We start from the raw sequence: 12382 nt of genomic DNA, 5'->3' as shown, positions 1-12382 counted from the left end.
TTTTCGCCCATCACGTCGCTAGGCTTGACGATTTTTCCGTCCGCCGAAGTGACTTCCTCGCCACGCTGGAGTTTTCCCCACAAGGGGCCACGCGGGATTCCGAGAGACTCTGCTTTTTCGGGATTGAATTCGCCCGGGCGGTCAAGTTCTTCGAGCGTGTAGCCAACGCAGGTCTTTGTGTGCGAGAGCGGAAAGGCGCGGATGTAAAAATCTTTGCCTTCATGCACGACGCAAGGAGCTGTAATTTCTTTTATTATAATGGGATAATTGATATACATATCAAGAACCTGACGGCTGGTCTCCACATATTCACGAACTTTGGGCGGACCGTAGATGTATAGCGGCTCGGTGCGGTCAACCTGGGCCGAGAGCATGAGCATTCCGGGAAGCCCCGTCACATGGTCGGCATGCGTGTGGGAGATAAAAATCGCGTCGATTTTCTTCCATTTGAGGTTGAGCCGTTTGAGTGAAACCTGAGTGCCCTCGCCGCAGTCAAAAAGGAACAAATCTCCGTCACGACGGAGCAAAACTGATGTAAGGTGACGGTAAGGAAGGGGCATCATGCCGCCACAGCCAAGAACGAATGCTTCTAAATTCATGGTGGAATTGTATCAGATTTCGGCCAGTTGGGGAATAATGAGGAAAAATCTTGAAATAATTGGATTTTGATAATTTTTCTGCTAATATATCGCTATGATTACAGATAAACTCTATGACAAGGCTTTTGAATATTTTGGAACTAAGCTTTGGAAACAGCTTTATGACATGGACTTGTTTGCAGTAGAATTCTCAGACAAAGAAATCGGCTGGTGCACTGTCATGGGAGAGCTTGGAGAGCATATAAGTCTTGCGGTCTATGTAGGGAATGAAGGGCTCAAGACTTTTTATGATCTGCTTGGAAGCAATGATGAAAACATTAGTGATGAGCAATATCAGGAAATTTCCCTGGGGCAGAACTGCCTTCATTGCTCGCTTGAAACAAAAGATTTTATGTTTCCTGACGAACTCAAGGAATTCAAATCCTATACGGAGCGAACTGGGAATAAAATCAAAGGCGAAAGAAGAAAATTCGTTCACTTTACAAAATATGCCCCGCATTGCCTTCCATGGTATATAAAGAGCAAAAATGATTTGTCATATATTGAGCAGGCTCTTGAAGCTGCCATTGAAGTTTCTAAGAAACTTTCGGAAAAATCAAAGATTGAGCTTGGATTTCCTCCAGATGAACAGAATGAAATGCAGAAAACAATTCCGCTTCTTTCAAAGACAAAAAACGGTTTTGAATGGAAAACTATTGAGCTTCCGCAAGAAATTGCCGTTCCATATTTTGAGCCGAAACTTTCAGATGAAGCGGCGGAAGAACTTTCTTCTTTTGAGCGGAAGGGAACTCTTGAATGCAAGGTTTTTCGTATCCCCTTCCCACTGGAAGACAAAAAAAATGAGCCGCCCCGCTACCCTGCAATTCTGCTTGCCTTAGACTCAGATGCAGGTATGATTGTCTCAAAGCCTGATTTCGTTATGGATGATGAGGAAGATTTGAAGCTCTTCGATTCCTTTGCCGACATATTTTTCGACCAAAAGTTCCTTCCAGAAAAAATCAAGGCCTTTGACGACAGAACGGTAAATCTCCTGAAAAATTTCTGTCTCCAGACAGGAACGCCGATAGTTGTAGAGCCTGTAAGAGATGCTGATGCGGCATTTGGGGATATGCTAATGCACATGGGAATGATGGGAATGTTGGGATTTTAAGTTCTTTTGGGCGCATCCCGCCTGGCGGCGGATCGGGCTTTTTGTGGCTACGGCGTCTTACGCGCCTCCGGTGCTTCGCACTGGCGCAAAAGCGCCACCACTACAATCCCTTGCGCACTTGGGCAGGCAAAAAAATTTTCTTAGCTACGTCCAGTCAAATCTCAAGCCTTTCCTTCAGATATTCCATTGAAATTCTCTCCTGTTCAAGCCTGTTCCGCCCTTTGTCAGCTCTTAATTCTTTAAAAACAGCTTTTTCTTCTTCGGTGAGATTTTCTGGAATGCCTTCTCCTGCAAGACTTTTTCCTTCTGCTCTGAATGAATCAAACGTATCGAGAGTTTTTTTGTCCATGCAGAAAGATTTTGTGTCTGGAAAATATTTTCTGAAATCAGAGAGAATCAAAAATCCGTGCTCGTCCAGGTCGCCGAAATAGAAAATTTCGTGATTTTTGAGCCAGCTGCAGTTTTTTAGCGATGTCACTGAAAATCCGTGTCCCCAGATACAAAGGGTATTTTCTACAGGAGGAAAAGTCAGGTAGACCATTTCGTTTTCGATGATGAATATTTTCTGCACATTTTTGAGAATTTCAGATTTATCAAAATGTTCAAAATCTTCAAGGGGCAATGAAACTTCAGAAATCGAAAGTTCCCCAATTTTGAGCGCGATTGTTTTATCGAGGGAACGAAGCCTTATAAAAGAAGGTTTTTCTTTGAGTTCGCAATATTTTTCAAAATCCGACACTTTCACTTCTTGCTGGCCATCATTTTTGAGGCAGAGCAAAAGACTTAGAATCAGAGTCTTATTGTTTTCAATGAATTTTGTGTGCACGCCAAGAGGAATTTCACGGATATAAAGATTTGAGACTGGATTTTCCAAAAGCCATTTTACGCAAAGGCAGATATTTTCCCAGAAATCTTTTTCATCGTAGAATTCCGTAAGATATGAAACATTTGCAAAAGTCCATCTGCCAAGTAAGTCCGAATTATTTGAAGATGAGCAAAAGTTTTTGAAAAGAACTGTGAGTGCATAAGTAAGCCTTTTTGTTTCGGATTTTTTTTCGATAAAAGACAAAAAATCTTCTTCGGTCTCAAAAAAAATCCTGGAAAGCTGGGACTGAGTCCCGTTGTTCCGCGTACGTTTCTGCTCAAAAACGAGTGAGTAGCCCTTACCTTTTTTTTGCTTGCTATTTTGAATGAGCGGAAGAAAATCTTTTTCGCGCGCAAGAAGGTTATCCGAGGTCTTTCCCTTGTCAGAGCGGATTTCAAGCGGAAAAAATTCTAGAGATTTTGAGATGGCTTCAGAATGACAGGCAGCCTTTTCAGAAAATTCTCTCTTTACTTCATCCTTGCCTCCTGCAAGGGATTTGTCATGAAAAAACTCGTCAATCTTAAACTTAAGAAAATCCCGGAATTTACGCTCGCTCTTTGCTTTCAGTTCAGCAACAGTAATCATAAATCAGCTTTCCTGTTTTTTCCCTTGACATATTGGTATCCTATATCAGATTTTCTTCATTTCGATGTGAATATAAAATTCTTCGGACTTCCATTACATCGCCAATCACAACATACCAGACTGTGTAATTGCCAACATTTATTCTTCGATATGGATAAGAGCGTTTTTTCTTTGAAGGCCATACGGCAAATGATTCAGGGGACTCAAGCCGTTCAAGAATTGCAGATTCTATTTTTGAAAGAGTATTCTCTGCCGCAATAGGATTCTGCAGATTGTTTTGTATATAATCGATTATCTCGGACAAATCCTGTTCGGCAAGAGGAAGGTATCGCAATGTGTATTTTTTCATCGGGCAGTCTTTATTTTTGAGCGGAGATTGGAAAATACTTCTTCATGCGAAAGCCTTTTGTCCGATGATTCAGATTGAAAATCAGCTTCGTCCAGTCGGGCTTCTATATTGTCTGTAAGGCTTTCGTACAAATCAAGGCTCATGACAACCATAGTACCGTAACCGTTTTTTGTGAGAAAAACAGGATGTCGATTTGTAGAAACGATATTTTCTATCTCGGAAAACTTATTCCGTAAGTCTGATACAGGTCTGATTTGCAACATAATGCCGTCTCCTCTTGTCTTTATCATTATATTATCACAATTTTATCAGCACAACAAGTTTCTTGGTGAAATCCCCCTGCACTTCTAGATTCTAACTTCAAGCTTCTGACTCTTCACTCCTAACTTTCCTCATTCCTGACTTTTTGATATTCCTGAATCGTCATCGAAAGGAGCCTTGAATCATTCGTGTTTTTGTTCTCAGTCATGTGAACCGACGAAATGTAGTCCTCGACAATATTGATTTTGTCCAGTGGCGTGATGACCATGACCTGCAAATCCAGCTGCCTGAAAAGTTTCATGGCATATTCGGAATTCGTGGAGTCGCTCTTACTGAAAGCTTCGTCGATTATTACAAATCTGAATGATTTTTTGCTTTCTTCGTTGATGTTGAACTGATATGAAATCGCCGAGGCAAGAATCGTGTACGTGAGCTTGGCCTTTTCGCCGCCTGAGAGACTTGCGCTGTCAGAATAATACTGCTTCTGAACATCGTCCTGACAATAATTCTCGCTGGCGGCAAATGTGAACCAGTTACGGATATCCAGCACATAATCACGCAGATTCTGATTTTCTTTGAGAGATTCAAGAAAAGACTTTATCTTGCCGAAAAGTTCTTCCTCGTATTCTATATCCTGCATCTGAATGCGCACAGTGTCCGGAATCGCCGAGTGAAGCTTACGGCTGAATTCATCAATCCGTGTGTCCTTTGCCTTCTCGCATTTGAGCGAAAGATATGTGTCGGGATTATGCTGATAAACGATGCTCTTCAGGTTCTGGTTAAGGTAGCCCACCGCGTTTTCAATGTCTTCCTTTGCGTTGTTTATGAACTGATTGAAATTGATGATGTCCTCTTTGACCGAATTGTGCAGAAATTCATGGAACTGCTTCTGATATTTGGGCAAATCGTCTTTTTTGAGTCTGAGATAAAAATTATTGTAGTCCGGAAGGAATTCTTTTGTAGCACCAAAGGCAGAAAAATCGCTTGACCAGTCGCCGAATTCTTCCCTTAATTTCTGGCTCGGAATGGAAATTTCGCGCATGTATTGTCCCAGGTTAAGTTCATAGCCCTGGATGCTTTTTGTTTTCCCCGAGATTTTTCCGTCTAAATCCTGAAGGATGTTCTGCTCGCCGTGGTTCACAGCCTCTTCGCTTTCGGCCTTGGTTAGACGGGGATATTCAAGGCACAAGTCCGAGATTGCTTTTTTGATGACAGACTCAAAATCAGGATGTTCGCTGTATAGCTTCCATTTGTTTTGGTTTTCTTCAAGTTTTTCCGAAACTGTTGAAAGCCTGTCGCGGCTTACATTCAGAGAACCAATTATCCTGTCCCTGTCCTGCTCAACCAGCCGTTTTTCTTCCTTTTTCTGCTCTAAAAGGGCGAATTTTTCCTGAATATCCTTTGATTTTGAAAGTTTCTGCTTTTCGTCGGAAAGTGAATCGATTTTTTTTGCGACGGATGCGAAGTCGATTTTTTCAAAAGAAGAAATTTCGAGCAAAGAATTCACAGCATAGTCTTTTTTATCAAGAATACTGATTTTCTCTTTGATTTTATCGAATTGACTTTTCAGTTTTCCACTTTCCGCTTTCAGTTCGTCGAGCTGGCTGCTCAAAATCTTTCGTTTCTGAGTGTTGTCCCAGCCAAGTACGGGAGTGAAATTCTGTCTTACTTCTTTTCTGTCGTCTTTTTCGTGACGGATTCCATTTTTAATCAGGCCTGATTTTGTGAGAGCCTTGTCGGCCCTGGAAATTTCCTGAGTGTCGTCGGTACAACGGTAATCAAACTTTTGCCGAATGTAATTTTCAATCCATTCACAAAGTTCGTGGTTCTTTTTTGCCTCAACTTTACCCGGAAGAGAATCTGAATCAAATGAAGGACCGCCAAGAGAAAAATTATCGTTTTCTGAGGCACGAAGATAAACGACACGACCACCCATGTCGTGATTTTTGACATAATCTGTGACACGCTTGTAAAATTCTTCCTTTACGAGAATCGTGAGCGCAAAATTGTGAAGGAGCCGCTCAATCGCGTAATTCCATTCTTCCTCACCCTTTTTTACCTGAAGAAGCTCGCCCGCAAAAGGAAGCTCGCTTTCCGTGATTTTTAGATGAGAACAAATCTCCTGGCGAATCTGGATGTTTTTTTCGGGGATATTTGAATTGCGTTTTCCCAGAGAAAGAAGCTCAGTTTCGATATTTTTGAGTGAATCTTCATTTTCTTTTCTGCTGATTGAAATTTCAGTCTTTTTTTCATCAAGAGAATTCTTTTCTTCGCTCATCTTTTGAGTGAGGGACTGCATTTCAAGAAGATTTTTCTCGAATTCTTTTTGATTTACAGGAAGGTTCAAAGAAAGAAGACTTGCCTTCTCCGAATATTTTTCTGACTCGCTTTTACGCCTGTTTTTTTCTTCGTCAAGATTTCTGATTTCGCTTTCAATCTGGGAGATTCGTCTGGCTGAGTCGCTTGAATCAATGTCGGCCTGCAAGGTTCTGATTGCTTCTTCAAGAATCTGGCTTTCCTTTGTCTTCTGCTCTCTGCTTTCTTCAAGGAAATCGATTTCTCTTTTGAGCTCCCCGCTTTTTTTGCTGAGGATTTCAAGATTCCGCTCAGTTTTCCAGGGAATTATTGCCTCACGAAGTTTAGTCAGTCTTTCTTTTTCAAGGGCGGTCTCTTCAAGCTTTTTACCTGTCTGGATTATCGGCTCAAGCATTTCAATCTGCTTCTGAGTCTTTAAAATCGTCCTTTCGCTTTGAAGAAGATTCTCGTAATTCATCTCAAGTTTCTGGAATTCAAGATCAGCGTCGGCTTTTTCAAGCATGTTCTCCCGGATAAACTCAGTGAGATTTCCAAGAACCTTTAGACCTACAATCTGCGAGAAAAGTTTAAGGGCCTTGTCACTTCGAAAGCCCAGAATCTGAGAGAAAGCGGCCTTGTATTTTTCAAATGAATCATAGAAAACAGTTCCAGCTGAATTAGAAAGAAGCCGTTTCCATTTACCGCCACGGTCAATTTTGGAGCCGGAAGACGAAAGAATTTCCGTAATGTTTTCGATTGAGAGGCGACTTTCGGTCAGGGCGAAAATCCGCTGCAAATCAGAGCCTGAAAAATAGCGTACCTGCAAAAGACTTAAGGTGCGGCCTGTCTTCTGGTCTAAAAAGCAGCCGTTTAAAATTGAAATGACATCGTCCTTTTTGCGAAGGTATTGGGTTGAATTCGCCGAATCCTGATTCTGAATGTTTCCGTAAGCCCCAAGAACATAAGATTCCTCGCTTCGGTCTTTCTTTTTGGTCGAGCCGGAAGACTGATTGTAAAAGCGCAGGGAATTCGGAACAATCAGAGTGGTGAGAGCATCAACAAGAGTAGTTTTCCCCGAACCGTTCACGCCCGTAAGCAAAGTAGACTTACTTTCCGCGTTCAGAGTGTAGACCTGAGAGTCAAAAAGCCCCCAGTTGAGAATCTGAAAGAATTCAAGATGAAAGCCGGAAATCTCTTCGGATTGAAAAAGGTCAGCGGCAAAGTTGGGGGCGGAATCTTTATTCATAAGATGATTTTATAGGAATAAATGGAATTTTGCTAGTGGAAGCAAATGACAAGCAAATAAAAATCAACTTACCATCAACTTGCAAGTAAATGACAAGCAAGTTACGAGCAAGTTAAATTATTTTGGCGTTACCTGCCTTACGGCAGGTCGGGCTTTTCGGGGTTCCGCTAACGCTTCATTGCTCCACTTCGTTCCGCAACGGCTTCGCCGCCCCTACAATCCCTAACGCTTGGCTGTTATTGAAACAATGACAATATCCATTCATTTTTTTTTACTTTTCAAGTTCTTCAAAACAATCATAAATCTTTTTGAGGCTTGCGCCTTCATAACCATCGTAATATGCATCGCTGTCGGGGTTAGAAGAAAGTCTCTCCCACTCTTCTGGTTCATATACATTTTCCAAGAATGTTTTTAGTGCAGTCTTGAAATTTTCAAAAACGGATTTATAGGGGCTGAAACATGAAAGCCGAAGTCTTTCATCATCTGGTTCAAAAGAATCGTAAAATCTTAAGAAGCCGTCTTCGGCTTTTATGCACATTGAGCCTGCATCATTTGAATATAGCTTGAACACATCTGAAAGATTCACATTTTCAGAGGAAATCCTTAAAAGCCATTTTGCAAGAAGCACAAACTCTGAAGTTTCCGCTTCGTCATTTTCATCGTCGAAAAAATCCCATGAAAAAACTTCGTATTTGGTCTTAAAAAGAAGTTTTATGGCACCGCATTTACATGACAAAAAGTCAAAATTCAAATCTAGTCTTTGGATGTCATCGTTCAAAAGAGATTTGTAATCACATTTTGTTCTTTCTTCTTCTTGTTCGGCAATATATTTTTGAACTTCTTCTTCTGAGATGATGCCCGTTTGTTTCTTTACAGGCTGACAGTAAGTTCCCGGAAGAAAATAAGCCGGATTCTTTTTAGTAAGATTTCCGTAAACAGGAAGAATTTCGAAATAATAACTTTCATTTCCATGTTTCTTGAAAATGGCACATTCTTCCTTGAAAAAAGCCTCTGCACCACGAAGCAAATATCGGGCGGCATTTTCTGAATTGAATTTTGCGAAAAATGAATGTTCACCCCTTTTGTCTATGCAGATTAAGCGTCCGCAAGTTTTGCATTTATACTGTCTGTGATTTTTTAGGCAGTTTTCGCTTGCATAAAAAGGTGTAACACGAGAATATTCACTGTAACATTCGGGGCAAAATGATTTTTCGGTCATGGCTATTTTGATTTCGTTAGTTTTTCATACATATTAAACAATTCACCGTACTATTCTATCCAACCGCGTTTTCTACATTCTCGTGCATTGCGATATTTGATTTTTGAAACAAGAACCAGGACCTCAATACCAGCAACATCATGAAATGGTAAAAGCTCTTTATCATATATGCAATCAAATTCAAATTTTTCACACCATTCTTCAATTTTTTTTCTAGTATCTTCGCTCGGCGAATTTAGTTCTGAACGAATCACAAGATGTCCATCAGCATTTTTCCAATAGGACCCATGGTCTACTACATAAGCTGGGGGATCTTTGTATTTTTTGTAAAACTCAATACCAAAAGCAAGCCATATCGCATTAGCTCCTAATTCCTGCTTGATATTGTACTTTTGTTTGAATGAAATTTCCCTTCTATTTTTCTCTTCTTCATCAGATATTCCATAAAAAACAATCATCGTTTATCTCCGTTAATTTTTATTTCGCCAACTTTTCATACTCGCTACGCTCGTTTGCATGAGTAAGAAATTATTTAACTCGTCGCTTTCACGACTTGCGCATACATCTTGAACAATTCACCGACAATCTCGCTTTCCGTCATGCTTGCTTTGAAGCCGTAAGCTGCCATAACAGCTTTGTCGTTTTCGCGGTGGGCTTTGCGGAGTTCTGGGGGCATTCCAAGTTCATCATACAAATCGGCAAGGCTTGCGTCTGGGAACAATGCTCGTGCATCGAGGATTGCCTGTGCGGTCTTTTCGATTTTTGCTTTTTGCTCGTCTGTTGGATTGCACCACGGAAAGTTATTGTAGACGATTGTATTTGAATAATTGTAGTCGCTTTTTAGGCGACCACAAACTGCACGAGTCCACGCCATGTGAACAAGACTGATTAATACACCGAAGTGAAAGAGACTTGCATTTTGTAAAAAATAAATCTTGTTGCCTGGGATAATATTTTTGGATAGAAAATCCATTGGAATGTATTTGCGGTTTTCAGAGGACACCGTTGGCAAACCAATATAATCACTTTGTGGTTCACGGATTTCATCAAAAAGTGTCGGAGTATCAGCTTTTTGTCTTGTTGCTGCTTTTGTACTTTTCAACCGAAAGTTCCGCACGGCTTCAAACCGCTTCATCAAAATCGGACATTTTCTGAGTTCTGCGGGATTTGCACCTACAAGCCAAAAACACCATCGGGGCTTTCTGTCAATAAAATCTTTTCCCATCATAAACGGTCGAAGGAACTTTTCTCCCTGCGGTTCTTTTTTTAGGTATTCTTCCTTTTCATCTATTGTGAGAATAAAGTTTCCATCATCAGTCGGCTGACAACCTCTTACAAAAGGCGGAACTTCACACAAGGGCTTTGAATTCTTGTAGATAAAAATAGTCGGAGCATCCAAAAGATATCCATTGATGTTAGTCGCAATCTGTCTGTTTCCGTTCTCATCAAAAATTATTTTTTGTTTTTGATTTGAGTCTTTGTTTGAAAAGCCTACAATGACACAATGAACATGAGCTTTTTCTGTCGATTCTGAATCCCAACGGAAAGTTCGCCATGCAAAATCAAGCTGAACATCATATTGTTCAAAAAGAGGTTTCCACAAAACAGCAACCTGTTCACCCTGTGTTATACTGTTCGTTGAAACAAGAGCCGCCTTTGTGTTTGATCCTTTCATCAATAATGCCGCTTTAAAATACCAGCCAGCAACATAATCAATGTTATTGGCAATATCTTTTGAAATCTGGTGTAAATCTTCCTTCTGTTCTTTTGATTGATAGGCATATCCCACAAACGGCGGATTTCCCATGATATAATCGTACTCATGTTTAGTTCCGTCAGTCTCTGTGGTGAATCCTGAGAAAAGTCCGTCTTTTGGCATTGCATTTTCTTCTAGCGGTTTAAGAGTGCTCCAGTCCATGCGGAGAGCGTTTCCTTCCACGATAAACGCGTTCGTCGTGAGCGGTAAAAAGTCGATGTTCTGTGAAAGAATCGCTTCTGTCTCCGCAATCATCTGGCTTTCGGCAATCCAGAGGGCAGTTTTTGCGACGGTCACGGCAAAGTCGTTGATTTCGATTCCGTAGAACTGGTTGATATGAACCTTTATGAACTCATCGAAGCCAAGAACTGCCTCACCCTTGTTCAGAATCGAGATGACTTTGTTCTCCAATCGGCGGAGAGAAAGATATGTTTCGGTCAAAAAGTTTCCAGAACCACAGGCCGGGTCAAGGAATTTGAGCGAGCCGAGCTTTGTCTGAAAGTCGTGAAGTTTTTCGTTCTTTTGTTTTGCGACTTTCGTGGCACAGATTGCTTCAAACTCGGCGTTTAAATCGTCCATAAAGAGCGGGTCGATTACCTTGTGAATGTTCTGGATGCTCGTGTAGTGCATTCCGCCCTTGCGCCGTGTCTCAGGGTTCAAAGTGGACTCAAAAACCGCACCAAAAATCGTAGGTGAAATCTCCGACCAGTTGAAAACGGCACAGTCATTCACGATTACATCAACGATTTCCTGAGTGAAGTTCGGAATCTCGATGTTCTCGTCCTTGAAAAGTCCGCCGTTCACATACGGGAAAGGCTTTAGGCTCTCGTCGTATTCGTCACGGTCAGGAATTTTTGTATCCAAAGCCTTGAAAAGCTCAATCAAGCCTTTGCGCACATTAGGCAAATTGAAACCACGGATATAATCTTCAAAAGCTGTTCGAGTTTCAAAAAGCCCTGCATCTTCTGCATACAGACAGAAAACAATTCGTACACAGAGAATATTGAGAGAACGTAAAGATTTTTCGTCTTGATTTTTGTATTGCGGAAGCAGAGCTTGATAAAGTTTATCGACAAGTTTTCCCGCCTCAATCGAGATTTCTTCTTCACGGCGGATATTCTCGTTCTTTTGGTCAACAAGGAACTGCAAACGATAGAATTCTTTGGGTAAATCTTTCAGAAAAATTTGCTGAGGTTCTTCCTGTGGATTTTCCAAATCATAAATCAAAAACTCACCGAAATTACACACGACAATCCAGCGAGGCTTTTCACTTGCTTTCATCTCACCCACATAACGCTTTGCCTGCTCAAAAGGTGTTAAAACTGCTCCGTCACTCTGCTCATACGCTTTGTGCAAGTCAATTTTGATTCCTTTCTGCTCAATTAAAACTTTAGTGTCGGCAATATATGCGTCGATGTAGCTTGTGTGCGAGAGCTGAACACGCTTTTCAAATTCAATATATTTTGCCGGATTCGTAACTCCAAGCACATTCTGTAACAAATCAATCCAAAATCTCTGCGATTCCTGTTTTTCATCGCCTTTGTTTTCCCAAAAACTTGCGAATTCTTTTGCTGCTGCAATCTGTTCTGTCTGTGTCATAGAAATATTATAGCATGTTTTTTGGGATTTTTACAGATTATTATCAAATTCGTCCGTGGAGTTATCGGGTATTCTATTTTGAGTATTAGAATCCTTTATTGATTTAAATGAGACAATAGAACAAAGAATACAAACAACAATAATTGCGATTGCTATAATAACCAGCCAATAGAACACTTGAAGAAAAGTCAGAAACAAAAAGCCTGCAAAAAAAATGATTGCAATCAAGAACATAAACACCCCCGCTTGCATAAGTTGATTCATTATATCACACGGAGAGTGTCATAGAACGACACTGGGAAAAAAAATATTTTCCGAAGGAAGATTGTAAAATGAACTTGAAATAGTAAAAATAAAAACACCCATACAAATGGAAATTTGTTAATATGTTTTTCACCACAAAAACCAAAATTAACAAAGGAGAACCATAAGTATGGGCTTAAATCATGTTACTTTAA

General features: G+C 40.7%; 9 protein-coding genes. 1 reads left to right on the top strand and 8 read right to left on the bottom strand.

The annotated features are described in order from the left end of the window. Window positions 1-599 (bottom strand): MBL fold metallo-hydrolase (locus IJJ71_RS07690; RefSeq protein ID WP_296846246.1); only part of this gene is annotated, 599 nt, incomplete at its 3' end. Window positions 600-693: 94 nt separating this feature from the next. Here IJJ71_RS07690 and IJJ71_RS07685 point away from each other — a divergent pair. Further along, the gene (locus IJJ71_RS07685) at window positions 694-1749 is read left to right on the top strand and encodes a DUF7309 domain-containing protein (RefSeq protein WP_296846245.1); all 1056 of its coding nucleotides are present in this window, start codon (window positions 694-696) and stop codon (window positions 1747-1749) included. Between the two features lie 154 nt (window positions 1750-1903). Here IJJ71_RS07685 and IJJ71_RS07680 read toward each other — a convergent pair whose 3' ends face one another. The 7 genes from IJJ71_RS07680 to IJJ71_RS07650 all read right to left on the bottom strand — a co-directional run bounded on the left by IJJ71_RS07680 (window position 1904) and on the right by IJJ71_RS07650 (window position 11924). Next, a complete protein-coding gene (locus IJJ71_RS07680; protein WP_296846244.1) occupies window positions 1904-3199 on the bottom strand; it encodes a DUF3322 and DUF2220 domain-containing protein in 1296 nt (431 codons plus the stop codon). 40 nt (window positions 3200-3239) lie between these two features. After that, a complete protein-coding gene (locus tag IJJ71_RS07675; protein WP_296846243.1) occupies window positions 3240-3548 on the bottom strand; it encodes a type II toxin-antitoxin system RelE/ParE family toxin in 309 nt (102 codons plus the stop codon). Further along, complete coding sequence (locus IJJ71_RS07670) at window positions 3545-3811, bottom strand: type II toxin-antitoxin system Phd/YefM family antitoxin (protein ID WP_296846242.1); 267 nt, start codon at window positions 3809-3811, stop codon at window positions 3545-3547. Before IJJ71_RS07670 ends, IJJ71_RS07675 begins: the two co-directional genes overlap by 4 nt. A gap of 119 nt (window positions 3812-3930) precedes the next feature. Continuing rightward, complete coding sequence (locus IJJ71_RS07665) at window positions 3931-7350, bottom strand: ATP-binding protein (protein WP_296846241.1); 3420 nt, start codon at window positions 7348-7350, stop codon at window positions 3931-3933. Between the two features lie 271 nt (window positions 7351-7621). Further along, entirely contained in the window at window positions 7622-8569 is a 948-nt protein-coding gene (locus IJJ71_RS07660) for a hypothetical protein (RefSeq protein ID WP_296846240.1), read from the bottom strand. Window positions 8570-8619: 50 nt separating this feature from the next. After that, complete coding sequence (locus tag IJJ71_RS07655; RefSeq protein WP_296846239.1) at window positions 8620-9027, bottom strand: hypothetical protein; 408 nt, start codon at window positions 9025-9027, stop codon at window positions 8620-8622. A 74-nt stretch (window positions 9028-9101) separates the two neighbouring features. Next, a complete protein-coding gene (locus tag IJJ71_RS07650; RefSeq protein ID WP_296846238.1) occupies window positions 9102-11924 on the bottom strand; it encodes a DNA methyltransferase in 2823 nt (940 codons plus the stop codon). Between the last annotated feature and the right edge of the window lie 458 nt (window positions 11925-12382).

Source organism: Treponema sp. (assembly GCF_017430385.1).
Classification (GTDB): Bacteria; Spirochaetota; Spirochaetia; order Treponematales; family Treponemataceae; genus Treponema_D.
The sequence above is the reverse complement of the archived record's forward strand: the minus strand, read 5'-3'. Positions and strand labels throughout refer to the sequence as shown.